The 25,994-nt window shown below is 53.2% G+C and carries 27 protein-coding genes; 6 read left to right on the top strand and 21 right to left on the bottom strand.

What is annotated here, in order from left to right; translation table 11 throughout:
- Nucleotides 1-81: 81 nt before the first annotated feature.
- The 17 genes from QN370_RS05625 to QN370_RS05545 form a co-directional block, all read right to left on the bottom strand.
- Entirely contained in the window at nucleotides 82-1,518 is a 1,437-nt protein-coding gene (locus tag QN370_RS05625; RefSeq protein WP_323581687.1) for an oligosaccharide flippase family protein, read from the bottom strand.
- 300 nt (nucleotides 1,519-1,818) lie between these two features.
- Nucleotides 1,819-2,544: a WecB/TagA/CpsF family glycosyltransferase gene (locus QN370_RS05620; RefSeq protein WP_322129336.1), complete on the bottom strand. Its 726-nt coding sequence runs from the start codon at nucleotides 2,542-2,544 to the stop codon at nucleotides 1,819-1,821.
- Nucleotides 2,545-2,637: 93 nt separating this feature from the next.
- Nucleotides 2,638-3,681, bottom strand: coding sequence for a glycoside hydrolase family 5 protein (locus tag QN370_RS05615; protein WP_322129335.1), 1,044 nt, complete (start codon nucleotides 3,679-3,681; stop codon nucleotides 2,638-2,640).
- Nucleotides 3,674-4,813 carry a glycosyltransferase family 4 protein gene (locus tag QN370_RS05610; RefSeq protein WP_322129334.1) on the bottom strand — a complete coding sequence of 380 codons (1,140 nt, stop codon included), beginning with the start codon at nucleotides 4,811-4,813 and terminating at the stop codon, nucleotides 3,674-3,676. Before QN370_RS05610 ends, QN370_RS05615 begins: the two co-directional genes overlap by 8 nt.
- Nucleotides 4,810-6,117, bottom strand: coding sequence for a polysaccharide polymerase (locus tag QN370_RS05605; RefSeq protein ID WP_322129333.1), 1,308 nt, complete (start codon nucleotides 6,115-6,117; stop codon nucleotides 4,810-4,812). Before QN370_RS05605 ends, QN370_RS05610 begins: the two co-directional genes overlap by 4 nt.
- A 66-nt stretch (nucleotides 6,118-6,183) precedes the next feature.
- Nucleotides 6,184-6,900, bottom strand: coding sequence for an exosortase-associated protein EpsI, B-type (gene epsI / locus QN370_RS05600; RefSeq protein WP_322129332.1), 717 nt, complete (start codon nucleotides 6,898-6,900; stop codon nucleotides 6,184-6,186).
- Complete coding sequence (gene xrtB, locus QN370_RS05595; protein ID WP_322129331.1) at nucleotides 6,893-7,771, bottom strand: exosortase B; 879 nt, start codon at nucleotides 7,769-7,771, stop codon at nucleotides 6,893-6,895. Before xrtB ends, epsI begins: the two co-directional genes overlap by 8 nt.
- A 14-nt stretch (nucleotides 7,772-7,785) precedes the next feature.
- Entirely contained in the window at nucleotides 7,786-8,676 is an 891-nt protein-coding gene (gene epsG, locus QN370_RS05590; protein ID WP_322129339.1) for a chain length determinant protein tyrosine kinase EpsG, read from the bottom strand.
- A gap of 15 nt (nucleotides 8,677-8,691) precedes the next feature.
- The gene (epsF, locus tag QN370_RS05585; protein ID WP_322129330.1) at nucleotides 8,692-10,104 is read right to left on the bottom strand and encodes a chain length determinant protein EpsF; all 1,413 of its coding nucleotides are present in this window, start codon (nucleotides 10,102-10,104) and stop codon (nucleotides 8,692-8,694) included.
- 75 nt (nucleotides 10,105-10,179) lie between these two features.
- Nucleotides 10,180-10,968 carry a polysaccharide export protein EpsE gene (gene epsE / locus QN370_RS05580; RefSeq protein WP_322129329.1) on the bottom strand — a complete coding sequence of 263 codons (789 nt, stop codon included), beginning with the start codon at nucleotides 10,966-10,968 and terminating at the stop codon, nucleotides 10,180-10,182.
- Nucleotides 10,969-11,019: 51 nt separating this feature from the next.
- Nucleotides 11,020-11,964, bottom strand: coding sequence for an EpsD family peptidyl-prolyl cis-trans isomerase (locus QN370_RS05575; RefSeq protein ID WP_322129328.1), 945 nt, complete (start codon nucleotides 11,962-11,964; stop codon nucleotides 11,020-11,022).
- A gap of 151 nt (nucleotides 11,965-12,115) precedes the next feature.
- Nucleotides 12,116-12,499, bottom strand: a complete 384-nt coding sequence (locus QN370_RS05570; RefSeq protein ID WP_322129327.1) for a hypothetical protein — start codon at nucleotides 12,497-12,499, stop codon at nucleotides 12,116-12,118.
- Between the two features lie 426 nt (nucleotides 12,500-12,925).
- Nucleotides 12,926-14,308: an undecaprenyl-phosphate glucose phosphotransferase gene (locus QN370_RS05565; protein ID WP_322129326.1), complete on the bottom strand. Its 1,383-nt coding sequence runs from the start codon at nucleotides 14,306-14,308 to the stop codon at nucleotides 12,926-12,928.
- 12 nt (nucleotides 14,309-14,320) lie between these two features.
- Nucleotides 14,321-15,547 (bottom strand): XrtB/PEP-CTERM-associated polysaccharide biosynthesis outer membrane protein EpsL, encoded by a 1,227-nt coding sequence (gene epsL, locus QN370_RS05560; protein ID WP_322129325.1) that lies wholly within the window; start codon nucleotides 15,545-15,547, stop codon nucleotides 14,321-14,323.
- Between the two features lie 142 nt (nucleotides 15,548-15,689).
- Complete coding sequence (locus QN370_RS05555; protein WP_322129324.1) at nucleotides 15,690-16,361, bottom strand: CAAX prenyl protease-related protein; 672 nt, start codon at nucleotides 16,359-16,361, stop codon at nucleotides 15,690-15,692.
- Between the two features lie 138 nt (nucleotides 16,362-16,499).
- Nucleotides 16,500-17,453, bottom strand: a complete 954-nt coding sequence (locus QN370_RS05550; protein ID WP_322129323.1) for a nitronate monooxygenase family protein — start codon at nucleotides 17,451-17,453, stop codon at nucleotides 16,500-16,502.
- A 302-nt stretch (nucleotides 17,454-17,755) separates the two neighbouring features.
- The gene (locus QN370_RS05545) at nucleotides 17,756-18,889 is read right to left on the bottom strand and encodes an alpha-D-ribose 1-methylphosphonate 5-triphosphate diphosphatase (protein WP_322129322.1); all 1,134 of its coding nucleotides are present in this window, start codon (nucleotides 18,887-18,889) and stop codon (nucleotides 17,756-17,758) included.
- A 97-nt stretch (nucleotides 18,890-18,986) separates the two neighbouring features.
- Between QN370_RS05545 and QN370_RS05540 the strand changes: the two genes are divergently transcribed.
- The gene (locus QN370_RS05540) at nucleotides 18,987-19,691 is read left to right on the top strand and encodes a DUF1045 domain-containing protein (RefSeq protein ID WP_322129321.1); all 705 of its coding nucleotides are present in this window, start codon (nucleotides 18,987-18,989) and stop codon (nucleotides 19,689-19,691) included.
- Nucleotides 19,692-19,749: 58 nt separating this feature from the next.
- Here QN370_RS05540 and argB read toward each other — a convergent pair whose 3' ends face one another.
- Complete coding sequence (gene argB / locus QN370_RS05535; RefSeq protein ID WP_322129320.1) at nucleotides 19,750-20,652, bottom strand: acetylglutamate kinase; 903 nt, start codon at nucleotides 20,650-20,652, stop codon at nucleotides 19,750-19,752.
- Nucleotides 20,653-20,795: 143 nt separating this feature from the next.
- On the opposite strand from argB, the gene QN370_RS05530 reads away from it, so the two are divergent.
- Genes QN370_RS05530 through QN370_RS05520 form a run of 3 tightly spaced genes read left to right on the top strand, consistent with a single transcriptional unit; the run spans nucleotide 20,796 to nucleotide 21,811 of the window.
- Entirely contained in the window at nucleotides 20,796-21,377 is a 582-nt protein-coding gene (locus QN370_RS05530; RefSeq protein ID WP_322129319.1) for a sigma-70 family RNA polymerase sigma factor, read from the top strand.
- A 9-nt stretch (nucleotides 21,378-21,386) separates the two neighbouring features.
- Nucleotides 21,387-21,611, top strand: a complete 225-nt coding sequence (locus QN370_RS05525; protein WP_322129318.1) for a zf-HC2 domain-containing protein — start codon at nucleotides 21,387-21,389, stop codon at nucleotides 21,609-21,611.
- The gene (locus QN370_RS05520) at nucleotides 21,608-21,811 is read left to right on the top strand and encodes a cysteine-rich CWC family protein (RefSeq protein WP_322129317.1); all 204 of its coding nucleotides are present in this window, start codon (nucleotides 21,608-21,610) and stop codon (nucleotides 21,809-21,811) included. Before QN370_RS05525 ends, QN370_RS05520 begins: the two co-directional genes overlap by 4 nt.
- Before the next feature lie 22 nt (nucleotides 21,812-21,833).
- On the opposite strand, the gene QN370_RS05515 is transcribed toward QN370_RS05520, so the two are convergent.
- Genes QN370_RS05515 through QN370_RS05505 form a run of 3 tightly spaced genes read right to left on the bottom strand, consistent with a single transcriptional unit; the run spans nucleotide 21,834 to nucleotide 24,036 of the window.
- Nucleotides 21,834-22,505, bottom strand: a complete 672-nt coding sequence (locus QN370_RS05515; protein WP_322129316.1) for an SPOR domain-containing protein — start codon at nucleotides 22,503-22,505, stop codon at nucleotides 21,834-21,836.
- On the bottom strand, nucleotides 22,499-23,239 hold the full coding sequence (locus QN370_RS05510; protein WP_322129315.1) for a type III pantothenate kinase: 741 nt from the start codon (nucleotides 23,237-23,239) through the stop codon (nucleotides 22,499-22,501). The genes QN370_RS05515 and QN370_RS05510 overlap by 7 nt, the downstream gene beginning before the upstream one ends.
- A gap of 2 nt (nucleotides 23,240-23,241) precedes the next feature.
- Nucleotides 23,242-24,036 (bottom strand): biotin--[acetyl-CoA-carboxylase] ligase, encoded by a 795-nt coding sequence (locus QN370_RS05505; RefSeq protein ID WP_322129314.1) that lies wholly within the window; start codon nucleotides 24,034-24,036, stop codon nucleotides 23,242-23,244.
- 56 nt (nucleotides 24,037-24,092) lie between these two features.
- Here QN370_RS05505 and QN370_RS05500 point away from each other — a divergent pair, with 56 nt between their 5' ends.
- Nucleotides 24,093-25,211: an ABC transporter permease gene (locus QN370_RS05500; RefSeq protein WP_322129313.1), complete on the top strand. Its 1,119-nt coding sequence runs from the start codon at nucleotides 24,093-24,095 to the stop codon at nucleotides 25,209-25,211.
- Nucleotides 25,211-25,990 (top strand): ABC transporter ATP-binding protein, encoded by a 780-nt coding sequence (locus QN370_RS05495; RefSeq protein WP_322129312.1) that lies wholly within the window; start codon nucleotides 25,211-25,213, stop codon nucleotides 25,988-25,990. The genes QN370_RS05500 and QN370_RS05495 overlap by 1 nt, the downstream gene beginning before the upstream one ends.
- Nucleotides 25,991-25,994 lie beyond the last annotated feature (4 nt).

The following is a 25,994-nucleotide window of genomic DNA, read 5'->3' as shown; positions in this document are numbered from 1 at the left end:
ATTTAAAAGCAACTATAAACAGAATCAACAAAATATATTACATACTATTTAATTGTGATTTATAGCATGATAAGGGATTTACTAATGAAAATACCTTTTGGAAATTTTTTGTCCAATAATGAAAAATCCAGTGCTCAGAGAATAGGTAACAACACCAACGATGCTAGCAATAATCAACGTTTTCCAATTTATGACATTTAGACCGGAAAACTCGAGTATATAAATAACAATTATGCTGATAAATCCACTTAAAAGCGCAGGCATTGAAGTGGTTAATATATTGAGTAAAGGTAAATTAAGTTGCCGGCTTATTGCTACAACCATCATCGACATTCCGATAATACTTCCAGCTGAGAATCCAATCGCGATTCCAGTTACTCCATACCAATTAGTAAATAAAACAGCTGCGCCACATGAAATACATAACTGCATTAAGGCTAACTTAGGAGGAAGTTTGCTTTCGCCTGTAGAAAAACACAATGATTGACCTAATCCAAAAACGGCTTGGCATAAATATATTAATGACATCCAAACAAACAAAGGAGCGCTGCTACGCCATTGTTCACCAAAAATGATTACGACTAGCGGCTCTGCCAAAATCGTTGTGATGGCATATATTGGAACTAACAAAAGCAGAATCAGATTTAAAAAACGTTTGAACGTATTGCCTAATGCCTCAATATCTGATTGCTGTTTTATAAAAATAGAGATGCTGACACGTGACAAAGAGGCACCTACGATTAGAAAAGCAGCGGAAAGAATACGTTTAGCGAGGTTATATAATCCTGTCGCACCGGGCCCAAGCAGAATGCTCACAAGTGCAGTATCGCCACTGTTATTTGCGTAATTGAGAATGCCTGCTGATCCAACTTTACCCATTTCACTGGCATGCTGCCTTACCAATACCATCGACCATTTCAATTTTGGACGCCAAATTTTCCATTCTGATATCACCGCAATGATCAGTCCTATTGTGGTTGTAGTGATCTGTTGTGCAACTAAAGCAAGTGCACCTTTTCCCTGAAAAGCTAAGTACATTGCAACGACACCGCCAATACTTACTGAGGAAATAGATCGAATAGCTAACAATCGAAAGTTTCCATCACGAAGCAGCCGCGCCTCATGCGCACGTGACAACCCAAAAAGAAGTATCACAAGGCTCATTCCTAAAAGTACCGGCGTTAAATCAGGTGCCTCAAAAAAATTGGCCAACAACGACGAGGACATCGCCATCAAGCCTGACAGGATCGCTGATACCGAAGTACATAATGTAAAAAGCCAGTCAAACAGACTATCGTCGGTGCCAACGGATCTCACAACCGGCATTGCCATCGCATCAAGAACCGCAAGCCGGGAAAACTGAACCATCAAATGAGCGATGGCAAGAAGACCAAATTCATGTGGAGTTAGCCATCGCGCCAGAATCGCAAATATCACAAACGACAATGCCTGTTGAGCAAAGTTATCTGCCATTGACCAAACGGTCTTCCCGCCCTGAATACTTATTCCATTAAACATTTAATTTTACTTGCTAATTTTTTGTACATTTTGAACACAATAGAAGATATTAATAAGGGGTGATCGATTGTGTGTACGACCTAATTCAGTGTGATTTGGCCATACCCAGTAATGCTTTATCAGCCGCTACAAAGACACTAGCAGAAGGCAATGTTTTTATCTTAATTTCGAAAAAATTATTATAATGAATACGATAAACGTTTACAGAGCGCTATTTTTTGAAAGGATACTCAATGTCTTTCTAGTTTATTTACAGCAGAGTAATAACTATTTTTATCAAGGTACTGGATCGTGTCCCCTTTAACGATACCGATAACACTGTCTAAGAAAAACTAGTATATCAATGGTATAGCGTCGTAACAGCCTACGCGGTTCCAGAAAAAGACGGTAAAGCCATTCCAGGCGAAGACGTTGAACCATTCGTGGTGCCCGGGCCTTATCACCAGACCAAAAATCAAACAATGCACCGACCCCTATTAAAAGACTCGCGTTAATTTTGTCACGGTGCTCAATAATCCATTTTTCTTGTAAAGGATTGCCCAAAGCCACTAAAACTACGTCAGGATTTGCATCATTAATTGAACCTTCAATGTCTTTCGCATCACGAAGACCACCGTATCCGTCACACCACCCAACTATAACTTGACCGAGTTTCTCCTCAACGAATTTACCTGCACTTTGAATTACGTCAGGCTTCCCACCAAGTAAAAAAACACGTAGTGGACGTGTTCCACTTTGAAACAGAAAAGGGGTAAAGTCTGTCCCATTCAAGTTTTCTTCAAAAGAAGTACCGTGAAGTAATCGAGCAGCAATATCCATCCCCACTCCGTCACTCACGATTAGCACCGAGGGATCCTTGGTATATTCCAGAATAAATCGACAAGTGACAATGAAATTTGTATTAGCGAACAGCAGTACACTTTTTTTCTGGTGATATATATTTGAAAGCAAGCGCTCTGCGAGGTTCACACGATTAGTATCTAATACAGGGAATTGGCTGATAAGTATAAATTTTTCTTTATCCATGATCGTATTTTATTAGCGATTTAAAGACATAATTAACATAAACCACCATTTCCTATAATCGACTGACAGACCATCAGGCTGCAAAGCTCCATTTTAATTTACGAAGTACTTTCTTAAAGCAATTGTCTGTGGTGGTTCAACGCCGTTTTTCATCTGAATACTAAAAGGGTAATTCCCCCACCAACGTCCTGCGGCCCAATACGTACTCCCGCGCCAAACATCATTGTTTGAAATCTGATTCAGAATCTCTGATAAGCCGACAAGACAATTTTCTTCAGGGGGAACCCCAAACTCACCAAGAAATAATTTTTGTTTATTTTTTTCAGCCCAGGTTGTAAGAGGTGCGAAAAAATTCTCAAAGCGATCAGGTTTGATGCATTCCTTTCCCATGCCTGAAAAATTTGAATCAGCATATTGGTGGATTTCAATCCAGGTCCTACTTAACGTATCTTCCAATTCACTAAACGCCTGAGCGTTTGATACGCCTGCTGATTTTTTGAACCATTCATGGGCGCCACTCCAACGACCTCCCGATACAAGAATTATGTTTTTTGCACCCGACTTGCGGATTTCGGACAAAGTGCTTTGTGCTGTTGATGCCCATAAAGCGATCGTCATATTGGCAGGTTCGTTCATCAAACCGAATGCAGTTTTGTCAGGATCGGAAAACTGTTCCGCGAGTCGTACCCACAAATCATGAAATGCGGTTACAGGTACTGCATCGGTGCCAATTGCGGTTTTTTCGAAGGTGCCGTAATTATGAATATCGAGAATCACGCACACGTTTTTTTTGGCTGCCATATCTACAACAACCTTAAGATTGCGCAACTCGAATGGATCTAGCTGATTGAATAGTACTGGCTGGATCCGCTCCCATCGGAAGGGTAAGCGAATTACGTTGCCACCTAAAGCGACTACATAGTCAATGTCGGCTTGATTCGGGTAGACATAATCTTTGTTGAGCGTGCCGGGAATTTTGCTTGCATTGAACTCGGCACCGGCTAAATTGACTCCTTTTAAATCTTTTTCAATCAAGCATTGAGCTGCTGTAAATTGCGACACTCCAAACAAAAGCACCAACAAAATAATTTTTAACTGGTAATTCTTCTTGCTTATAATCTTTAGAAACTTATCCATTATTAGTCCTTGACCTGACGATATCTTTGTAAATATCAACATAACGTTCGGCGATGTCATTCCAGCTGTATCGCTTAACAAATCGCTGGACTGCGCTGCGTTTTTCAGCAAAGCTTGCCATCACTTGTTGGTGCAGTTCAGCTACCTGTTTTACGCAGAGAGGTAAGTTTGTCACCGTCAGCAGAATTCCCAGTCCTGACTGCGTTACTAATTTCCGGAAGGGTGGAATGTCGCTCAGTATGGGTATCAGTCCGGCGCTCATGGCTTCAATGGGGGCAATACCAAAGCCTTCGTGACGGGACAGACAAATGTAATAGCTTGCCTTGCCGATCAATGCGGCCAAATCTTGTTCACTAGGATTGGGAACAATTTGGATATTAGCGGCAAGTTGATATTTATTTACCAGCGCCAGAAGATCTTCATGTGAAAAATCGTATTCTCGGCCGGCAATAATCAATTGCCACGTTGGATCTGCGGTAACTAACTGACTGAATAATTCAATCGTTTCGATCAAACCCTTATTTGACGACCATCGTCCGAAATAGATTGCTACAGGGGATAACTGCGCTGATGCTTTTCCACTATATTTTTCGACGTTGACGCCATTTTCAATGACGCAGAGTTTTGATTTAGCAACCACCGATTTGAAAAGGTCTGCGTCATTATTGCTAGTACCAATTACACGGTCATAGGCCAATGACGATGCCCGTGTCATTGTATTGAAATAGACTTTCTTTAATGTTGAAGCAAACTCGGTATGGAAAAATCCGCCATGAGTTGATGCCACGAGCGGGCGGCGATGGATATATTTGGTCAAGGCGAGATAATCATAAAAAAAATCCACACCATGTACGTGGACAACGTCTGCGCCGGCCAGTTGCTTGAGTACTCCAGGCGCTAACGGATAACGACTTGATCCTTTGAAAGGCAGACGGATTACGTTCACACCATCTATCGTTTCGTTGTGTGGCAGTACTTCTGTGGGTCTGGTAAAGACGCGATCAAGAGTCACTATCGTTGGTATCTGCCCATGGTGTTCTATCTGCTGACGGGCAATATTTTGCACGACGTCTTCCATGCCGCCAACTGAAGGTGCGTACTGGCGAACTATATGAGTTACCTTGATCGTCATGTTTGGGCTCTGCCCTTTGGTGAACGCTTGCTAGGTGGCTTGTCGGGAGCTTCTGTTGGAGTTTCGTTCTTTGCGCAACAGCCGACCAAAAACCAGAGTATTCCAGCAGTCTTTAATGCGAATAAGGAAGTACCGCTCACCATTAGAATCAGTGAGGCATACACCGCCACGTATGTGCGGAATCGGCTTCCCGTATCGTCACGCATCTTGATCATCCAGAAGCCAATCCATAACACGGCGCATAAAATCAGACCAAACCGCGTCAGTGCCACCGCGTAGCCCATATCTCCAAAATCAACCGCATAACCACTTAGTCCAAAGATTTCATTGGTACCAAATCCCGACAAAATACGGCCAGTCCGAACTAGTCGCCCTAACGCATCGTCGCCAAAGTGACCTTGCGTGAGATTCGGAACAATCAAAAGAATAATCACTGCCAAAATCGGCCCGGCAATTACTGCTATGTTCATTCGGCCGGAAACAATAAACCGCATGGCTACCAACACCATGACAGTAGCAAGTCCATAACGCGAATCGGCCATCGTAATCATGACTGCCGCACTGACAAGAAAGAAAGCCGCCTTTCTAAATTCTTCACGCTTTTTAGCTAAGCCCCAGGCTGCTGTAATTACCGCAAAATTTCCGAGTGAAACTGGCTCAAGAAAAATAGAAGAAACGCGATGTGCGCCTAAAAGAGACGGCAAGATAGTCCTACCAATACCATCTGGTCGCGTACCGTTCAATGCCAGCGTGCCACCTGCCCAATTGGTCGTTGCATTCATTCCGCCGGTCGTGCCGTAGTACGAAAAAATATTAAATATTCGTGAGTAAAGATCGACAAAAAAGAGTTCAAAACAACCCATAACCAGCACTACAAGAATAATTATCTTTAGTATTTTGTCGGCGCGATTAATACTGCCAACTTCCTTTCCCAGCCAGAAAAACAGCAATGGGATAATCAGATCACGAAATCCCTTGATGTCGAGGGAGGAGCGTAGCAGCGCGAGCAAGAGGAGGTACGACGCTACCAGCGTTAGGATTGCAATGAAATCGAGGCTGATACGCCTTAAGATAACGAATAAGCACAGCAAGTAAATGCTGAATTCGACAAGTGCAACAACCCCGGTCGACGTGCGAAAAAGATGTGTATTTGCCAGGCACAACAGCGCCTGATAGATGGTCGCGCCAAGTACTGCTGTAAGAACAATGAGGCGAGTCAGTGGTGATTCGGTCGTTATTCCTTGAGGCGAAACATTTCTGCGCCCAGCAGTATTTAGGTGATTCGTCGTGTTTGAAGCAAACATGCCGGTTCATGGTCCTGAAGTGATTGATAAGTGCATGAACGAATCACGCCGGCAAGATGCCGCCAACTACGCGCCCTGAACTTTTCCAGCCAGGCGCACCTGCTGCTTTGCATCCAGTGAAGCAAACAGATCATTAACGAATTTATCTTGCAGTTTGAATCCTGCTGCATCGTCGCTCTGTATGGACGACACACGGAACAACAAGCCATCCGGCACCTGACCACCTAAGCCATAGGCGAGTTGCGTCAGCTTGCGTCCTATTCCAGGCAAGGTGGCCTGGTCACCGACAGTCACCCAGTATGTGATCGGCTCATTGCGAGGACCGTTCTTTGCCACCAGACGCCTGACCGGGATTTTACGTTCACCGGTGATGAGAACACCTTCGTTATTTGACGAAATGCCGAACCCTTGTGCTGCGTAACAAATCTCAGGACGATGCGCCTGGGTACCCTCACCCGCCTGATCATCTCCGTAGGCGATCGACAGCATGATGCGTTCACCGGTCTTGCTCACGTAAGTACGCGACAGGGTCTGGGAATAAATCGCATTGATTGCTGCCTCAGTCTGCGGATTGACGACGGCAGCGACCAGAGTGCGGTCCTCTTTCCAGTCCCCAAAATCGGCAGGGACCAAGGCATTGAGGTCTAACGCTGGCTTGCCGTCGGAAAGTTTGGCAGTTGGTGTCAACACCTTGGTCACGGCAGCAGACGACACCATGAGCAGACCAAGACCGATACTGCTTAAAACTGCCCTGCGACGATTAACCATTTTTGGATCAAGCATTCTTCTTGCCTCCGAATTTGCGCGCAACGGTGTGCAGCACTGCATCGAGTCCGATGATCAGGAACAGCGCACTGAGGAACAGCACCATGCCGGCAAAGCCATGCAAAAAGCCTTGACCAGCAGCGTCGCCAAAGTGGAAGGTGATCAACGTCAGTGTCATGACACGGATGACGTTGGCCGTGAACGAAATCGGTACGATCATCACGGCCAGCACGATGTTGCGAATTGCCGAGGTGTGACGCACCAGGTTCAGGTAGAACAGCCCTAGAGCCTCCAGCGTTAACAGCGTGTGCAACCCCGCGCAGGCATCCGCCACCATCAGTTGGTACTGACCGATCTGCAAGATGACCCCGGTGCGGCTGATCGGATAACCGATCAGATACAGCACATGCTCGGTCACGTAGGACACGGCTGTCTTCATTGGCAGCGTTAGTGTCGCAACAAACAAACCGGGCAGCGGGATCATGAACAGCATGAAAAATAACGGGAACCACATCACACGCAAGCCGCTACGACCACATTTGATCAGGATGATCGATGCGAGTATGACGATGAAGGAGCCGATTTCAAAAATGGAGAATTGCTGTGAGCGGCCTAGAATATAAAGCACAAGGCCCAATATGTACAGCGTCCAGCCTAGCACCGGAGAAGACTTTCCTGCGCCCTGCTCGATCATCAATGGCCAGTTGCGATAGATCAGCCAGAGCGCCAGGCCAAAAATGATCGGGCCATGCGCTTGCTCTTCCGTAGACCATATCCCCGTAAATAAGTCATAGAACGTCGGCGCATACAGTGCGAGCAAACCGATCGCAATTGGCAGCCATTCCGGGATGGCTGCTTTCCACCATGGCGCATGAACAGTTGTGGTCATGGTGGCTGTTTGCATCAAAAGTCCAGAACGACCGAACCAACCACTTCGGCACCATAGCGGGCGAGCTGCTCGGCAACCTCGCGGATGTCATCCACGCGGGTCTTGTTCTTGCGCACGACCAGCAGAATTCCACCGGCACGTGCGGCAACCGCCAAAGCGTCGGCGCCGATGGCAAAGGCCGGGACGTCGTACAGAATAATGTCGTAATTGAGGCTAAGGTTCTGATCGAGATCCTTGAACGAAGAACGGCTGACCAGCTCTTGCGGATTCGGTGGCAACGTTCCGGCGCAGAGCACCGACAAGTCAACGAACGAGTCGACCTTGGAAATCGCGTTGAGATCGGCGCGACCACCCAGGATATCGGACAGGCCTTGCCGGGCGGAGAGATCAAACACATCTTGCTGACGTGGGGAGCGCAAGTTGGCATCCACTAGCAGCGTCTTTTCTCCCAGCTGCGAAAACACGACCGCCAGATTCGATGCAAACAGGCTTGCACCGTCGTCGGGGTTGATACTGGCGATGACGAGCGATTTATGCCCGTTGGCAAACCAGTGCAGCATCAGTTGGCTACGCACTGCCCTCAGTGTTTCTACTTCAGGACTGAAAGGGTGGTACGCCGCGGCTAGTTCGGGTGCAAAGTTGCCTTGACCGAGTTGCAGATAAGGATAGTCAAACTGCGTTGCCAGGACATTTTGAATGTCAACTTCGGTGATCAGTCCCAAGCTTTTAGCGGCTTCACCGAAGCGCTGGCCGCTTTCTTTTTGCAAGCGCAGGACGCGCTCGGCATCATCTGGTGTGATCTTGCCGTTGTCGAGCAGTACGCGACCGATATTGCGTTCGCTACCGTTGCGCTCGCTGCTGTCTTGGGGATCGGTCAATGCCAGTGGGTTGCTCAATTGGTTCATAGTCATCTTTATCGTTCAACCCAGATTCATCGTGTGTCGCAGGGAGCGACGGCCAAGTCCTAGACGACGTTGCCTCGGCTTCTTGCCAACAACCATTTCCCCCATCACAGGTATGCCCAGTATTTCTGTCAAATCGGTTGCTGAGCGCACCTTGCGGTCAATAATTTCGGCAACGACTCCCAAACCGATACCAAGCATTAACCCGAGAAACACCGAGAGGACTGCCAGAAGCGTAATCCGAGGGCTCGATGGCTTTAAGGGTGGCTTCGCCGGATTGAGTATTGAAATATCCGACTGGGCAAAGCCCGCTTCCAGAGAGGTCTGGATCAAGCGCAAGGAGGCCGCCTCGTAAGCACGTTGAGCGGCGGCGGCTTCGTTAGTCAATACCTTTAACTGATCACGTAGTCCATTAAGTTGAACTACCTTGACGCGTTGCGCAGAGAGTGCTGCGCGTAATTCCGCGGTGCGTTGTTGCTGAATACGTGCCGAACCGGCAATGGCGCTGGATGCAGACGCTGTTTGTTCATTGAGATTGGAGCGCAACTTTTCGACTTCTGACAAAGCGGCCTGGTACTGCGGATGATTCACGCCAAGCCGTTGTGAAATATCAGCAAGCTTGGCTTCTGCAGTCAAGAGGCTGGATTTAAGACCAGCAATCAGCGAGTTATTGAAAACGTCTGGTGCGGATTCGACGTTTTTCACTGTTTGCTGCTGGCGCGAGTTGGCTTCCATCGTCAAGCCCTGAGCAACGACTAATTGGCTGGACAATTCATTGAGACGCGCCGATTCGACATCAAGCCTACCGTCTGCATTGTCAATATTGTTCTCTTTTTGATAGGTCGACATTTTGTTTTGTGCCGCTTCAAACTCGTCACGCAACAGCTTGATCTGCTTGTCAAAGTAGACCGACGACTCTTTTGCCGGCTCAACACGCAGTCTGACTGATGTCTGTATGTAGGCCTCTGCAAATGCATTTGCAATGGCTGAAGCAAATTGTGGATCAGCACCTTTGAAGCTGAGATCAAGCACGCCGCTATTGAGTGCGGATGGTTCAGGCAAGATTCCTCGCTGCAGCAAGTTGGCCAGCCAAGTCCGAATGTTGCCTGCTCCGCCGGTCGCCTCCAGATATTGCGCTTGTACCACCGGGCTATCTGTCAGCTTGAGTTTATCGACAACTTGCAACGCGACATTCTCGTTGGTAATGATATCGATCTGTGTTGCCATATACGCTGCCATCAACGGTCCGGACGTGATCAAACCTGTCACCGGATCCTGCCCTTTGTAGTTCAGCAGCAATGACGTCGTTGCCTTGTAACTTTTGGGCAAGAGCAAGGCGATTGTCATCGTAATGGCGACAACCGCAACCAGCGTCACCACAATGATCAGGTAGCGTGCCCGTAAAACTAGCAGAAACTGAGAGAAATTCATGTTGCCTTTCGAGCGTACGGGTCATCCAATGCGATTTGAAAATGCGGTCTGTTGCCGCCGGTTCGAGCTTACTTTTTAGAACATGCTTTCTTTGACGAACACGACGTCATCGACCTGCACCAGATCGTCCATCTTTGCATTGATTTCAGTCAACTTCCCGCTGGCATCGCGCCGCTTGATGCGGATCCCGCGCTCTGTCCCACGCGGGCTGAGTCCACCGCCGGCGGACAGGGCTTGCAACACGGTCATATCACGTTCAAGACGAAAGAAGCCGGCTCGCTGTACTTCACCATAGATGTAAAAGCGCGGTGCGCGCTCCACATACACGACGTCATTGCTGGAAAGCTCGAGATTTTTGTTGAAGTCACCGGAGCGCATCATGTCGACCAGGTCGATGGATTCCTTGGTGGTTTTGCCTTCGCGGGTGCGCACCAGGGTAACAATGTCACCCCCTTCTGGACCGACGCCGCCAGCCAAAGCCAGAATGTCAGTGAGCGTGCGGGTACCGTCGATCGGGTAGCGGCCAGGACGAGTGACTTGCCCTAACACGGACACTTGCTGACTTTGCAGTAAGGTCACGATCAAGTTGACTTGCGGCTTGCGCAAGAACCCGCCTGTTTCGAGCATGCTGGCGATTTTCTTTTCAGCTTCAGAGGCAGCAAGGCCGCCGATAGCGACTTCTCCGATCAGTGGAAAACTGATGCTACCGGTTTGGCTGACGCGGGTCTCCAGACTGAGGTCGGGGTTACCGAATACGGAGACTTTAATCACATCCCCAGGGCCAAGCAGGATGTCGGCCGCTGCCGCGGTGTTGACGTTAAACGCCATCATCAGTGCCATCAACCAGAGTGCAATTTTTTTCATGGTGTGCCTTGCAATGTCATGTTGGCCCGCGCGATGTGCAGGCCAACTGGGTTACTTGAGTCCGGCGACGCCACGCGCCATGTTGTCGGCTTTTGAGGCACTGTCGGTTGCGGTACTTGCGACGGGTACTGCACTTGGTGCCACGGCAGCTACCTCGTCTTTTACGCCATCAACCTTGTTTAGATATTCCAGCTTGGCAAGCGATCGCAAGCGCACCAGCTCGGCTTTGGCGGTTTCCTGACTTTTCTGGTTACGCAGGTATTGCTCGATTTGCGGAACCGCTGCTTCGGCAGTGACCGGGCTTTCCTTGATGTCATTGAGTCCGACCAACAGACTGCGATCGTTTTCCTTGATGACGAAGAGCTGGCCTTTTTTCATCCCCTGAAGCTTGCTGACCAGTTGCGGAGGCAAGTCAGCAGTGGTACGGGCAACCTGATTGCGGGCGTACTGGACGCTCTTGCCGTCGAGCCAGGCAGCGACCTCGTCGAGCGACTTGGCATTGTCGATCATCGTGCGCAGTGGATCGCTGAAGTCTTTGGTGGCGATGACCAGTTGTTGCATGTCAAATGATTTGCGCTGGGTAAAGAATTCGGGGTGCTTGACAAAGTAATCATCAATCTCTGCCCTGGTTGGCTGAACCATCTTGGCAACCTGGGCTTGCAAGTAGGCTTGCGCCAGAATCTGGGCTTTGGCACGCTCGATGGCTTGCATGACTTTGGGGTCACGGTCGAGCTTGCTGGAGGCGGCTTCGTTGAGTAGCAGTTGTCGGTCGACCAGTGCTTCAAGCACTTGCTTGCGGGTGGCCGCTTGCGCTTCCGGAGTCGCTTGTGGTGGAGTGCGTCCCAACTCTTCGTTAAGTTGCAGCACAGTGATTTCTTGACCGTCGATCCGTACCAACGACTGGCTGGCTTCTTTCTTCTTGTCGCCACCACAGGCGGACAAGTTCAGCACCATCATCAGGACCAATGCGCTACGCGCCATGTTCGATTTATTCATTTTTTGGGGACTACTTAGCCTTGTAGAAAGTCAGAATAATTTTGTTTAAAGCACAACCATTATATAGAGGACAACTGCTCAATCACTCCCTGCCCGCAACTAAAAAGTTACCTCGCATTCTGCGCGGCCCCGACCTTCTTTTCGCATCTTTTTACTGCAACTTTGTGGCACCGGTTTTGTATTTGCGGCCCACCGACTGGATCGCGACGAACGCTAAGACGAGGAGCGCCAGCATCGCGGTTTCAGGCATTGGAAACGAGGGGGCTTTAGCGACTGTTTCACGGTACGTCGTTTTAATCGCCGCAAAGTTGCACCCGATCATACCCGTCAAATAGCCACTGGAAACGGCATTAAATGAACCGGCTCCCGCTTTTTTGGAGGCAATATCGAAAGCGAGCTCTGGCTTGCCTTTTTGACTGAAGGAATCGGACGGAACGCTTTCTGTTGCAGTGATTTTGATGATCGGCACACTCGCGCTAGCACTGGCAGCGATGCCCAAAATAAGTACGGCAACGAGTAGTTGAAATTTGTTCATCTGGCAGGCCTTTTGTAGAGTACTGCTTGCTTAACAACTTTAAAGGGGAGCGCTTGTATTTCGCCTCTCTTAAGTTGGCTCAAGAATTTAACCGCTTTTGTTGCACTGCATTAATTTAGAAAATGTGAAATTATGAAACATTTAACTGCTCATAACCATTTGAAATTTATGTGTTTTGACTTTACACAAGCATATTGCGAGTGTCAATTACTAGATATCAATATAACAATTTATAACATTTAAAACAATAAATGCTGACGCACTGCAGCAATCTTTAATTCTGTTCATTTTCACTATCGAAATGCAGTGTTTGAACGCGAGCGGATGTTCTTACCCAGCCAGCTGAAATGCAATTAACGGTATTGGCGTGCCACCGTGACGCGCTCGCATGACCAGGGTGGAGCTGCCTCCACTCCTAGCCGCTACTCAGTAAGCGTTATCGCGTTTCAAGACGACCTTGATGGTCCGGAAAATAATCCAGAAATCGAGCGCCAGCGACCAGCTACGCAGGTAGTCGAGGTCGAGCTCGATCCGCGCTTCCATCTTGTCGAGGGTGTCGGTTTCACCGCGCATGCCGTTGACCTGCGCCCAGCCGGTAATGCCGGGCTTGACTTTGTGACGCAGCATGTAGCCTTTGATCTGCTTGCGATACAGCTCGTTGTGGGCAACCGCATGCGGACGCGGGCCGACAATGCTCATTCTGCCTTGCAGCACGTTGATAAATTGGGGCAACTCGTCCAGCGAGGTGCGCCGCAGAAAACCGCCGATCGGGGTCAGACGAGAATCATTTTTTTGGGCCTGGACGACGACTGCGCCCGGATCGTGGATCTTCATCGAGCGAAATTTGTAGACGATAATTTCTTCGCCGTTCAGGCCATAGCGCAACTGCTTGAAAATCACCGGTCCCGGTGATGTCAGTTTGATGGCGATAGCGATACCGATCATGATCGGCGTGAGTAACAGCTGGATCAGGGTAGCCAGCACGACATCACTGGTACGCTTGACGACACTGTTAAAACCGGTAAATGGCGTCTCGCAAATGGCCACGACGGGAACGCCGCCGACATTGTCGAACCGTGCCTGCATCAGGTCGAAGACATAAATATCCGGCAAAAAGTAGATCGAGGCGGTGGTGTCTTGCAACTCATCAATTAATTTGCGGATGCGCGGCTGGGCCGACATCGGCTGGCTGATGAAAATCATCTGGATGCCATGGATCCTGACGTACTCGGCAATGTCGGCCATCTTGCCCAGCATCTTGAGTTCGTCGATGCCTTCGTGGCGCTGGGCGCTGCGATCGTCGAAAAAGCCATGCACTGCCATGAACAGATCTGGATAGTCGGCGATACGACTGGCCAGCTTGAGTCCGGGCGGATTGGCACCGACGATCACGACCGAACGGACTTCGCCATCATTGCGCAGATTTGAGGCAATACGGCGCAGCGTCAGGTGACTAGCCAGCAGTGCCAGCGGGGTAACAGAAAACCAGATCAGGATGACTTGCTCGGAAAAGCGGTAGCTCAGCCCAGTGATACGACCGATAAACAGCAGCATCGCAACGATGATGATCCAGCCGATCAGGATACCGCGTGCATAAGCGAGCAAGCGACCGCTACGCCATGTGCGATACAGGTCGATCTGTTCATAGACGTAGGAAGACACAAAGAAAGCAATGATCGCCAGCACCAGGTAGTAGCCTGTAAAGACTTCACCGTGGAGCAACGTCAGTCCGTATAGCAGACTGAGGATGATGAGCGGGTCAAGTAGCCGCTTAAAAAAGGAAACTAACGGCGTGTTGTTGATAGTCATGGCTGTCCGGAATCAAAAATCGTAGCGAGTGTTGAGCGACAAACCGGTTGCGTGATAGTTACCAGTGGACTGATTGGACGATTGCTGGTCCCGATAGGCGATCATCATGATTGTCCATTTACGGGTTGGCATGTAATTGCCTGTGAGTGACATGCGACGGTACGTGTCTTCACGATCAGACACCAGCACATTTGCCAAGACAGAGTTCGCTGCATAGCTGCGACGTTCATTGAGTAACTGTGCAGCCAGTTTGGTCTTGGCACTGATTTCCCATGCTGCTTCGAGACTCACCCCGTTATTGAGCGAGTAGCTGGTAGTCAGGTCATCGATCGTACCAATTTCGCGGTACAGGTTCGCAGTGAGTCCGACTTGCCCTGTCAGCTGATTGGTTGCAACAACGCGTGCATTCGTGCCGCTGTAATCACGAGTCGGCGTCAATTCGTGTTTGCGCTCTACCCAGCCACCAAGGAATTGCAGGCGACTCTTTCCGGTTGCGTACCAGTCGATTTTTCCCTTGAATTCGTTTTGCGAGTAATTATTGAGAGGGCTCTCGTACGTCGCGGACGAATGCCCGGCCTGAACACCCACAGTGCTATTGGTTGGACTCAAATAGTCAATGCCAACCACTTCGGTCGTGAGATCACGGTTGAAACTTCGTTGTGACGCGAGCGCATAGTTAAGCTGATCATACGTAACGCCACCACGCACCTGCCAGCTAGGATGGAAACGCCATGCCCCGTCCGCAAACGTGCGTTTCTGTGTCCGGAGATTGCGCTCGGTCGTAGTCCGCAAATCGGAAAACGGCGTCAGAGACTCAACGTACGACGCCCCCAGATTGCCCTCCACATGCTTACCCAGATGCCAGTTCAAATTGGTCTGCAGATTCTTACCGTCGTTGTCCAGAAAGGAAAACCGGTTGTAAGCAGTCCGATTCAAATCAAGATTGACTGTCAGCCGTTGCTGACTGATTTGCTTATCAATATTCAATCCGACATTGAGGCGGCGATAGGTATCCGACAGACTGCTGTTTCCCGAGCGCCGGAACGCATCGTCTGGATTACTGAAACGAAACAGATTATCGTCATGGGAAACCATCACCCCTACGTAAGGAGTGAACACGTCCACTGGTTCCGACTCCGGCGCCGCCATCGCACTCCCACAAAACAGCGCACAAACCGCCATCGACAGCGGAGCCAGCAACGGCAGAGGAATCAAGGCAGGCGATGAAAGACGAGGCATAGTGTTGATTTCCAAAATTTCACCGCTTCGCAGGTCAGGTGCGAGCGGCATCGTTGTTAGCAAAGAGGGTGTGAGGTGTGTATTTTCGAGCCCGCCGCATTCTACGCTGTGATCCACGACAGCTTTCAGTTAAATAAACCAACTACCAATAGTCCCATCGTTCATTTACTATCACCCACACTCCCAATATTCCGTTGGTCACACCATGCGCGAGTAAGGGAAACCAGATTGTGCGGCTGCGCACATACAAAGCGTTATAGGCGATACCGGCAATAAGTCCAGCCAGCCACAGGTTGTGCTCGACCGCAAACAGCACGGCGGTAATAGCAAAGGCTTTCACGCCAACCGATGCCGGATTGACCTGCAGGAAGTCGGGCCTGACCAGCCAGCGCAACAGAAATGAACGCCAGAATAACTCTTCCATCACCGGCACGACTAACGCCGCCCCCGCGAGACGGACGGCGATCAGTCCCCACTCCATCTGGCCATCGGGACCGAGCGGATGGTAGGCGGAGGATGACGCTGCGACCTTCATCCAGTCAGCGCCTAGATTGATCCACGCAACGAAAACGACGATGCCAACTGCAACAGCGATGATCCAACTGCGTGCATTACGCCCGGGCGGCCACGCCAGTTCGACATACTCGCGCCGCCAGAACCAGAGCAGGGCGATGATCAGGGTAATTTTGAGTGGATACAGCCAGCGCAATTCCATTACTGACCATCCCAGTCGCGTGAACAGATCGGCAATTGCAATGAAGAGAATATAGGTAGCAAACGGTGCAATGCGTGCCAGAGACGGCCGATCAAACATCGGTCCCGCCAGTCAGCGGATTGCGGCAAACAGGAAGCGGGCTAGGCATGGCGCTGGCGAAGAATTCGTCGAAGCGCCATGCTGCAACAAAGAAGTTAATTTGGCAAGGTACATATGGGTCTATCGACCCGTATCCATTTACAGTTTGAGGCGCGCCCGCGCAGCGTCGTATTCGGCTTTCAGGCGCGCAACCATCTCGGCGACCGTCACCACGTCGTCCATCAAACCGACGCCCTGGCCAGCACCCCAGATATCGCGCCATGCCTTGGCGCTACCGGAACCGAAGTTCATGGCGGTCTTGTCGGCGACTGGCAGATTATCGGGATCGAGGCCGGCGGCAACGATGGATTTTTTCAGGTAGTTGCCGTGCACGCCGGTGAACAGGTTGGTGTAGACGATATCGGCCGCGCTGGATTCGACGATGGCCTGGCGATAGGCGTCATCGACATTTGATTCTTTCGTGGCAAGCCAGCGCGAACCGATGTAGGCAAAGTCCGCACCCATGGCTTGTGCTGCCAGTACGGCGTCGCCGGTAGCGATGGAACCGGACAAGGCAATCGGACCGCTGAAGAACTTGCGTACTTCGCCCACCAGCGCAAAGGGTGACAACGCACCGGCATGGCCACCAGCACCGGCTGCCACCAGAATCAGGCCGTCGACACCGGCTTCGAGCGCCTTTTGCGCATGGCGAATCGAAATCACGTCATGCAGCACGATGCCGCCGTAACTGTGGATGGCGTCCATCATTTCTTTGGGTGGTGCGCGCAGGCTGGAAATGATGATCGGAATCTGGTGCTTGACGCACATCTCGACGTCGTGCGCAAGGCGATCATTCGATTGGTGAACGATCTGGTTGACCGCAACCGGGCCAACCAGCGCCTGAGGATTGGCCAGCTTGTAGGCAGCGAGATCGGCCTTGATGTCAGTCAGCCAGGTGTCAAGCAGCGCTGCCGGGCGGGCGTTGAGCGCGGGGAACGAGCCGACAATACCGGCCTTGCACTGCGCGGTGACGAGCGCCGGACCACTGGCGATGAATAACGGCGAACCGATGACCGGCAGACTCAGGTTTTGCAACGCAACAGGCAGTGCCATGACGACCTCACGGATAGGGGTGGGAAAACGGTGGTCGATTATAGGCTGGAAACAACTTAAAAAAGTACGATCGTGCTAGATTAAATCATCTAGTTTTCAGGATGCTAACTAGCCAGGATGTCTTTTCGGTATTTTTTTCTGAATTTCGAAAAAATACCGAAATATTAAATAAATCATGTACTTACTGTGCTGTGCGACCGAACAATTCTGGCACCTTCTATTTTAAAAAGCTGCGCCTGTCCTATGTTTGCATTGCACTTTTCAATTTGTATGCACGCTGATTTGCATCGAGACCACGTACCTCACGCAATCCGCTCTCCCGCCTTCCACGTCTCCAGCACCACCGGAATACCCGCCACCACCCGCACCCTCAGGAAATCAGCGCGCAGCCCGGCGGCTATTTCGCCACGATCGTCCAGACCCACCAGCCGTGCGGGATTGCGCGATACCGTTGCAATGGCTTGCGGCAGGCTCAGGCCGTCTTTTTGCAACAAGAACGCGGCATGCAACAGGCTTGCGGGAACGTAATCCGATGACAGCACATCGAGCAAACCAGCTCGCGCCAGTTCGGCGGCGGCGATGTTGCCCGAATGCGAACCGCCGCGCACCCGGTTTGGCGCACCCATGATGATGCCCAGGCCATGCGCACGCGCAGCGCGGGCGGCCACCAGCGTGGTCGGGAATTCCGACATCGTCACGCCGTCGCCCTGTCCCTCGGCTACGTGCTCCAATGTGGTGTCGTCATGCGACGCGAGCGGCACCGGGATAGGCCGAGCGTGACAGCGCGTGACGACGGCGCGGCGATTGACATCGGCATAACGGACCTGGCGCTCGAGCATGCCGTCGAGCATCTCGGTGACTTTCTGGTCACTCCAGCCACGCTTTCCGGTGATGAACGTGCGGTAATGGTCGAAGTCACTCCATTGGCGCTGACCCGGCGTATGGTCCATCAGCGAAACCATCCTTAGCAGCGGATCATCGACCAATGGCTCGAACAGCTCCAGCAAGTCTTGTGATGCCAACTCGAGACGCAGATGCAGAAAATGGTCAGCCCGCAGAATGCCGGCCTGTTGCGCCTGATGCAGACCGGCGATGCAACTGACAAGAGTTTGCACGCGCATGCTGTCAGGGTCGATGTCGCCGACGGCGATCGCATCAAGTACGGTGGTAATCCCGGCAGCGGCGATCTGGGCGTCGTGAGCGATGATCGCGGGAATCACTGGCCAGGCGACTTTCGGGCGCGGCATCAGATGCTTTTCGAGGTTGTCGGTATGTAGCTCGACCAGTCCGGGCAGCAGTAAATCGCCGTGCCAGTCGTGTCCTTCATGACTATTGCTGCCGGGTTGCAGCTCGGTAATGTGCTGACCACTGAACGCAAGTGCGCCCGGAAGGAGGTGCGTCGCGGTGATCAGGATAGCGTTGCGGATCAGAGTCATGGATGCTGAAATTGTTAAGAACGGATGGACGGTAGCACGATCGAGGCAAATTTTTTCGGCTAGGATCACGAACCGATTCAATTTTTGACTGGTTACGATGGCAACTTTCATTTCTGGTAATCACACTCGCTATGCCGTTTATTTTGCCCCTGCGAGCGACTCACCCTGGTGGCAAGCGGGTTGTCGCTGGCTGGGGCGCGATCCGGAACAGCGGATCGGCGGCCTCGATGCAACGACGCCATGGCGCGATAATGCGCGGCGGTATGGCTTTCATGCAACGCTGAAAGCGCCGTTCCATCTGGCAGATGGCTATGACGAAACCCGGCTGCTGGCTTGCGCCAGCATCTTTGCCTCGCATCAGGCGGCGCGGGAAGTGCCGCTGCCGACTGTGCGATTACTGGGAAATTTCCTGGCGCTGCAAGCGGACGGCCCGGTGCCACAGATCAGCACGCTGGCACAAGATTGCGTGCAGCATTTCGAGCCACTCCGGGCAGCACCGACCGCAGCCGACCTGGCGCGCAGAAGCAGCGCGCTACTGACCGCGCGCCAGCAGGCATTACTGCAGCAGTGGGGATACCCGTACACCGAAGAGCAATTCCGTTTTCATATGACGTTGAGCGACAGCCTGACGAACGTGGAACCTGTCGTCGCACAAGCCATGACAGAGGATGCCCGGGCCGCCTTTTCGCAGGCCATGGCGGTGCCGCTGGTCATTGACGGGATTGCCATTTTTCGGGAAGAGGCAAGCGGTGCACCGTTTGACCTGGTGGCGCGCTTTGGATTCGGCGGATTGCCGGAATGATGTGATGCGATGTAGCGCTGTCGCGTGGGTACGAAAAGGTCGTACCCACGCGACGTCCTTAATGCGATCGGATCATGGTCCCGAACGCCTGCTCGGTCAGCACTTCGAGCAGCAGCGAATGTTCGATGCGGCCATCGATGATGTGGACCGTGTTGACACCGGACTTGGCAGCGTCAAGCGCCGACGAGATCTTCGGCAGCATGCCGCCGGAGATGGTGCCATCGGCGAACATTTCATCGATCTCGCGGGCCGACAGATCGGTGACGAGGTTGCCGCTCTTGTCCATCACGCCGGGGATGTTGGTCATCATGATCAGCTTTTCGGCTTTCAGGATTTCGGCGATCTTGCCGGCAACAAGGTCAGCATTGATATTGTAGGCTTGGCCATCTTCGCCAAAACCGATCGGCGAAATGATCGGGATAAATGCATCATCCTGCAACGCCTTGACCACTGCCGGGTTGATGGCGTCGATCTCGCCAACGAAACCCAGGTCGAGAAATTGGCCTGGATTGTCGCGGTCCGGCATTTTCATCTTGCGGGCGCGGATCAAACCACCATCCTTGCCGGTCAGGCCAACTGCCTGGCCGCCGTAATGATTGATCAGCATCACGATGTCTTGCTGGACTTCACCACCCAGCACCCATTCGACGACTTCCATGGTCTCTTCGTCAGTGATGCGCATGCCCTGGATAAAGGTGCCCTGCTTGCCGATCTTCTTGAGGGCATTGTCGATCTGCGGACCACCACCATGGACCACGACCGGATTCATGCCGACCAGCTTGAGCAAAATCACGTCGCGTGCAAAGCCATGTTTGAGACGCTCTTCGGTCATGGCATTACCACCGTATTTGACGACGATGGTCTTGCCATGGAACTTGCGGATGTAAGGCAGGGCTTCGGCCAGTATTTCAGCCTTGATCTGCGGTGAGACTGAGAACAGGTCGGGAATGATGTCGGACATGGCAATTCCAAAAATGAATTGCGCAGATTTTACAGCGAAACGTTTCCGGGCTTGCAGGCAATTTCTTGTTTTTCATGAGGTGTTCAGTTAGCCTTTCGCTCAGACCGCAACAGCCAACCCCGGCATCACAACAAGGCACCAGCATGCACACCACAACACTACATAAGGAGCTTGAATCATTGCGACCCGCGCTGCTGCGATTCGCCCTCTTGCAACTGCGTGATAGCACGCTGGCTGACGATGTGGTGCAAGAGGCACTGATTGCCGTGCTGGAAAAGCCCGACCGGTTTGCCGGCCAGTCCTCGTTACGCACTTATGTTACCGGCATCATGAAATTCAAAATCATTGATACGCTGCGCGCGGCAGGGCGCACCCGGCAATTCCTCGTGGCCGATGACCAGAGCGAAGACGACGTGATTGATGCGCTGTTTGCCGCCAACGGTCACACCATCGACAAACCACATCCGTGGGGCAATCCCGACGCGGCACTGGAACAGAAGGATTTTTTCCGGGTCATGGAAATCTGCCTCGAAAAACTGCCATCCAACACGGCACGTATTTTCCTGATGCGTGAATGGCTGGAACTGGAAACCGATGAAATTTGTCAGGAGCTGGCGATTTCCACGTCTAATGCATGGGTGATGTTGTACCGCGCACGCGTTCGGCTGCGGGCATGCCTGGAACTGAACTGGTTCGGCAACCTGCCGGCCAGTCAAGCCCGATAAGGAATCGCCATGCAACTCAAACCCACCTGTAGTGAAGTCCATCGCCTGGTTTCGGAAGGGCAGGATCGCAACTTATCGGTTATCGAAAAAATCCGGGTGCGTCTGCATCTGGCAGTCTGCGATGCCTGTACAACGTTTAATAGCCAAATGCGTTTCTTGCGCCATGCAATGCGCAAATTCGAGATTGCTGACGATGCCCCGACTACACCTCCGCCGACGCGTGACGCGGAATGAGCACTTGCCCGCGCTGCGATACCGAATTCAGATGCGGCATGGTCGACCCGGCTACGGCGGGACCGTGCTGGCGTATGTTGCTGCCGAACTTACCGGTGTCGCCACCCGGCAGTGACGTAACCCGCTGCTTTTGTCCTGCCTGTCTGCGCCAGTTACTGGACCAGCTACCGGATCAGCTACCGTCACCCATTCCGTCCTGATACGTTTTGTCTGCGTGGTGTGTCATTGCGCCGCACACTCGCGCTGCTTGACTTTTGCCAAGGTCGTCGCCAGCTGCACGGCGGCGTTGACACTGGACTGATCAAGCGCATGCAACTGGATGGCGATTTTCGGATCAGCGCTGCCGAAGGCTCCAACGCGGGCGCTACGCACACCCCGTGCCTCCAGTTCTGACAAATGCACGTCGGCCGCCGCCCTGGTTCGGAACACGCCCAGTGAAATGCCGAATTGCCGCTTGCCGGGAGCTTGCAGTACATAAAAATCCGCCACGCCCAGACGCCTGAGTTCGGCCGACTTGCGTTCGGCACCTACCTTGTCGCCTTGCGACGGAATAAATACGAGATGGCTGCTGGCTTCGTCGGCAAGACGGCGACGTGTCGGCGACCCACCCAATGCCAGCGCAACGAAGCCGGCTTCAAAGCGACTCGCCTCGGCCTCACTGAATTCACCCAGCTCGACGCAGGCCAGCGTCTCCGGTGCCACGGCGGGCTCGGCGATGACCACCGGCGCTGTGACCGCTTCAAGCGACAGCAGACGCATGCGCTCCGGTGCCAGCTGCTGTTGCAGGCGCTGCGGATCGTGCTGATCCGGCAAGAACGGATCGAGGTAACCACGCTGCAACGCAAACAAGCCTGCATTAGCCAGGAGCAAGAACCACAACAAGGATTTCAGCATGAGGAGGTAACGCCGTGGGCGGCCTGCAAACCATGCAGAACCAGGTGATCGATCAATACCGCCGGCACCGATAGCGCCGCGGCAATACGGGAAGCCGCACCGCCCGACAGGATGCAGCGTGCCCCGGCGTGCGCGGCGAGCGCATGTTCGATGGCACCGGTCTGCGCCACAAGGCAACCACTGAGGATGGCAGCCTCGGTCTGATCGGCAAACAGCGAAGGTATCGCCGCCGCATCTGCCACTTGCGGCAATTGTGCCGTGTTGCGGGCCAGCGCTGTCCGCATCATGTCGAGGCCGGGCAGGATCATTCCACCAATAAAATCGCCCGCCGCGCTGACTGCATCAATCGTGGTGGCCGTGCCGCAACTGACGACCAGCAAAGCCTGCGCCGGATAGCGCGCACGGGCACCGATCATCGCCGCAAAGCGGTCACATCCGAGTTGTGCAGGATCGCGATAACCATTGCGCAGGCCGGCACATTCGGTGCGCGACACGAACCAGTGCGGCGTCACGCCGAGCACGTCTTGCAGCAGCGCGGCCAGTTGCGCATGCAATGCTGCACCGGCGACATTGGCCACCACTGCGCCGGTCACGCCGCGGTGCTGCCAGGTCGCTGCCAGAGCGGTCAGTCCGGCGTGCGGCACCGCACCCGAATCCTGCCATTGCGCCGGCTGCTGCGGATCCACCAGCGCCCATTTGATTCGTGTGTTGCCGGCGTCAATAAGCAACAGCATGATCAGGCTTTCACGGCGCGTAGCGAGACGTCACCGGCCACGATGGACCGTCGACCGTCGGGCGTGTCAAGTAATAGCCGGCCTTGCGCATCGACACCGATGGCGATGCCCTCGACGACGGACTGGCCCTGGTCAATGATGCGCACCGGTTGACCGCGGTGTAAATGCAGCGCATTCCAGCGCGCGGCAAATGCCGCAAAACCGACCTCCTCGAATTCCTGCAGCGTCAGGCAAAGTTGGCCCAGCAGTGCTGCCAGCAACGTGTCGCGGTCGATGGCATGGGCATCTGGCAGCGCGGCGACCGGCTGGCCGATGCGCGCGGTCAGCGCGGCGTTTGCAGTCAGGTTGATACCGATGCCGATGACGGCCCACAAGCGTGCGCCGGGCTGCCGGTCGACGGCGGTTTCGATCAGGATACCGGCCAGCTTGCTGCCATCGGCCAGCACGTCATTGGGCCATTTCAGCTGCACGGCGATGCCGTGTTCGGCCAGCACCTCGGCTACCGCCACACCGATGGCCAGCGGCAAACCGACCAGCGCCTGCAAGGGCACACGTACCGGCCAGGCCAGCGAAAACGTCAGCGACGCGCCGCGCTCGGAATGCCAGGTGCGTCCGGACCGCCCGCGTCCGGCGTTTTGCTGATCGGTCACCAGCAGCAACGGGCCGCGCAAGCCATCGAGCCGTGCCAGCAAGTCGGCATTGGTCGAGCCGGTTTCGGCCACCGCTTCGATGGTCAGATTGGGCACCACAGTCTGCAGCGCGGCGACAATGCGGGTAGGGGAAGAGAGCAATTTCATGGGAGCATTGTAGCGGTTGCGGTGACGCTTTCGGTGATCTCCCTTACACTGTGCCCATGCAAAATCCCGCCCTTCCGGCGCTCCGGGTCGATCCGGCCCGACCATCCCAGTTCGTCGCCTCCGGCTCATGGCAAGTCCATGCGCTGGCGGCCGCCGGCGTGATCGGTCAACTCGATGCTGCACTTCGCTCCTGTACCAACCCTGCGGGCTGGGACTTGACCGGCATTGCCGGCCTCGATCACATCGGTGCGCAATGGCTCTGGAATGCGTGGGGCAAGGCCCGTCCGTCGGGACTGGTGCTGGCCGATGGGCACGACGAGTTTTTCCAGCGACTCGAACAGGCTGGCGTGCTCACACTCCCGGAGCGGCAAAAAACACGCTGGCGGCAACTCGTTCGACTTGGTGCACGGACCCAGGCGCTGAGCGAACATCTGCTTGGGTTTGTCGGACTGATCGGCCAGTTCATGTTCGATCTGCGCCGGCTGGCGCGGGCCCCGCTGCATGGTCCGTGGAAGGAAATTTCTTCCAACGTGTATCACGTCGGTTATCAGGCGCTAGGCATTACTGCGCTGGTGGGAATGCTGATCGGGGTAGTGCTGTCCTATTTGTCAGCGCAGCAATTACACGCATTCGGTGGCGATATTTACCTGGTTAATATTCTTGGCATGAGCATCATCCGCGAACTCGGTCCGCTGCTGGCCGCCATTCTGGTGGCCGGTCGTTCCGGCTCGTCGATCACCGCACAACTGGGCGTGATGCGGGTCAATGAAGAACTCGATGCGATGCAAGTGATGGGCTTGCCGCATGGCTTCCGGCTGATCATGCCGAAGGTGCTGGCGCTGGCTGTCGCCATGCCGCTACTGGTGATCTGGACCGATGCGATGGCGCTACTGGGTGGTATGGTGGCGGCCAATCTGGAATTGGGCTTGTCGCCACGCTATCTCATCCACAAATTACCGGACGCGGTACCGCTGGCCAATTACTGGATCGGTATCGGCAAAGGCGTCGTGTTCGGTGGCCTGATCGCACTGGTAGCCTGTCACTTCGGTTTCCGGATCAGGGCCAATACCGAGAGCCTTGGTGCCGGCACCACCAGTTCGGTGGTGACCGCAATCACGGTGGTAATCCTGGCCGATGCGGTGTTTGCCATTGTCTTTAGCCGGGTCGGTTTCTGATGGCCACGCCGGTTATCGACATCAGCAACCTGCGCACCGCCTATGGCAAAACGGTGGTGCACGATCAGCTCAACCTGCAAGTCGAGCAGGGCGAGCTCATTGCGCTGGTCGGTGGTTCCGGCTCCGGCAAAACGACGCTGCTGCGACAAATGCTGGGACTCGACTCCCCGAGCGCCGGGACAGTGAAGGTGTTTGGCATCGATCTGCAACAAGCCGACAACGCGCAATTGCAGCGGTTGCGTCATCGCTGGGGCATGCTGTTCCAGCACGGCGCGCTGTTTTCTGCGCTGAGCACCTTCGATAATGTGGCGCAGCCGATGCGCGAATTGCGCACGCTGCCGGAAGACCTGATTCACGATGCGGTTCTGCTGAAACTGCACATGGTCGGACTGACCCCGGCCGATGCACTAAAGATGCCATCGGACCTCTCGGGCGGCATGGTCAAGCGGGTCGCGCTGGCACGTGCGCTGGCGCTGGAGCCGGAGTTGCTGTTTCTCGACGAGCCGACGGCCGGGCTGGACCCCAGCCTGTCGGACAGCTTTGTGGCACTGATTGCGTCATTGCGCGAAGCCATGCAGTTGACCGTGGTGATGGTCACGCATGACCTCGATACGCTGCTGGCACTGGCGACGCGGATCGCGGTGCTGGCCGACAAGCATCTGATTGCTTACGGGTCGGCGCAGGAAGTGATCGCGCTGCCGCATCCGTTCATTGAACAATTTTTCCTGGGTGAGCGCGGACGTCGCGCACTCCAGGTGCTGGACAAGAAGCAAGGATAAAAGA

Origin of the sequence: Actimicrobium sp. CCI2.3, assembly GCF_035019065.1 — a bacterium.
GTDB lineage: Bacteria > Pseudomonadota > Gammaproteobacteria > Burkholderiales > Burkholderiaceae_D > Actimicrobium.
The sequence above is the reverse complement of the archived record's forward strand: the minus strand, read 5'-3'. Positions and strand labels throughout refer to the sequence as shown.

Bases quoted from the DNA above. Each gene is read 5' to 3' on its own strand.
- xrtB (WP_322129331.1), bottom strand. From the start codon at position 7,771: ATGACCACAACTGTTCATGCGCCATGGTGGAAAGCAGCCATCCCGGAA.
- QN370_RS05575 (WP_322129328.1), bottom strand. From the start codon at position 11,964: ATGAATAAATCGAACATGGCGCGTAGCGCATTGGTCCTGATGATGGTG.
- QN370_RS05625 (WP_323581687.1), bottom strand. From the start codon at position 1,518: ATGTTTAATGGAATAAGTATTCAGGGCGGGAAGACCGTTTGGTCAATG.
- QN370_RS05510 (WP_322129315.1), bottom strand. From the start codon at position 23,239: ATGCTGTTGCTTATTGACGCCGGCAACACACGAATCAAATGGGCGCTG.
- QN370_RS05605 (WP_322129333.1), bottom strand. From the start codon at position 6,117: ATGTTTGCTTCAAACACGACGAATCACCTAAATACTGCTGGGCGCAGA.
- QN370_RS05550 (WP_322129323.1), bottom strand. From the start codon at position 17,453: ATGGCACTGCCTGTTGCGTTGCAAAACCTGAGTCTGCCGGTCATCGGT.
- QN370_RS05500 (WP_322129313.1), top strand. From the start codon at position 24,093: ATGCAAAATCCCGCCCTTCCGGCGCTCCGGGTCGATCCGGCCCGACCA.
- epsF (WP_322129330.1), bottom strand. From the start codon at position 10,104: ATGAATTTCTCTCAGTTTCTGCTAGTTTTACGGGCACGCTACCTGATC.
- QN370_RS05545 (WP_322129322.1), bottom strand. From the start codon at position 18,889: ATGACTCTGATCCGCAACGCTATCCTGATCACCGCGACGCACCTCCTT.
- argB (WP_322129320.1), bottom strand. From the start codon at position 20,652: ATGTCCGACATCATTCCCGACCTGTTCTCAGTCTCACCGCAGATCAAG.
- QN370_RS05540 (WP_322129321.1), top strand. From the start codon at position 18,987: ATGGCAACTTTCATTTCTGGTAATCACACTCGCTATGCCGTTTATTTT.
- QN370_RS05610 (WP_322129334.1), bottom strand. From the start codon at position 4,813: ATGACGATCAAGGTAACTCATATAGTTCGCCAGTACGCACCTTCAGTT.
- QN370_RS05620 (WP_322129336.1), bottom strand. From the start codon at position 2,544: ATGGATAAAGAAAAATTTATACTTATCAGCCAATTCCCTGTATTAGAT.
- epsE (WP_322129329.1), bottom strand. From the start codon at position 10,968: ATGAAAAAAATTGCACTCTGGTTGATGGCACTGATGATGGCGTTTAAC.
- epsL (WP_322129325.1), bottom strand. From the start codon at position 15,547: ATGCCTCGTCTTTCATCGCCTGCCTTGATTCCTCTGCCGTTGCTGGCT.
- QN370_RS05530 (WP_322129319.1), top strand. From the start codon at position 20,796: ATGCACACCACAACACTACATAAGGAGCTTGAATCATTGCGACCCGCG.
- QN370_RS05525 (WP_322129318.1), top strand. From the start codon at position 21,387: ATGCAACTCAAACCCACCTGTAGTGAAGTCCATCGCCTGGTTTCGGAA.
- QN370_RS05520 (WP_322129317.1), top strand. From the start codon at position 21,608: ATGAGCACTTGCCCGCGCTGCGATACCGAATTCAGATGCGGCATGGTC.
- QN370_RS05565 (WP_322129326.1), bottom strand. From the start codon at position 14,308: ATGACTATCAACAACACGCCGTTAGTTTCCTTTTTTAAGCGGCTACTT.
- epsG (WP_322129339.1), bottom strand. From the start codon at position 8,676: ATGAACCAATTGAGCAACCCACTGGCATTGACCGATCCCCAAGACAGC.
- epsI (WP_322129332.1), bottom strand. From the start codon at position 6,900: ATGCTTGATCCAAAAATGGTTAATCGTCGCAGGGCAGTTTTAAGCAGT.
- QN370_RS05505 (WP_322129314.1), bottom strand. From the start codon at position 24,036: ATGAAATTGCTCTCTTCCCCTACCCGCATTGTCGCCGCGCTGCAGACT.
- QN370_RS05495 (WP_322129312.1), top strand. From the start codon at position 25,211: ATGGCCACGCCGGTTATCGACATCAGCAACCTGCGCACCGCCTATGGC.
- QN370_RS05555 (WP_322129324.1), bottom strand. From the start codon at position 16,361: ATGTTTGATCGGCCGTCTCTGGCACGCATTGCACCGTTTGCTACCTAT.
- QN370_RS05615 (WP_322129335.1), bottom strand. From the start codon at position 3,681: ATGGATAAGTTTCTAAAGATTATAAGCAAGAAGAATTACCAGTTAAAA.
- QN370_RS05570 (WP_322129327.1), bottom strand. From the start codon at position 12,499: ATGAACAAATTTCAACTACTCGTTGCCGTACTTATTTTGGGCATCGCT.
- QN370_RS05515 (WP_322129316.1), bottom strand. From the start codon at position 22,505: ATGCTGAAATCCTTGTTGTGGTTCTTGCTCCTGGCTAATGCAGGCTTG.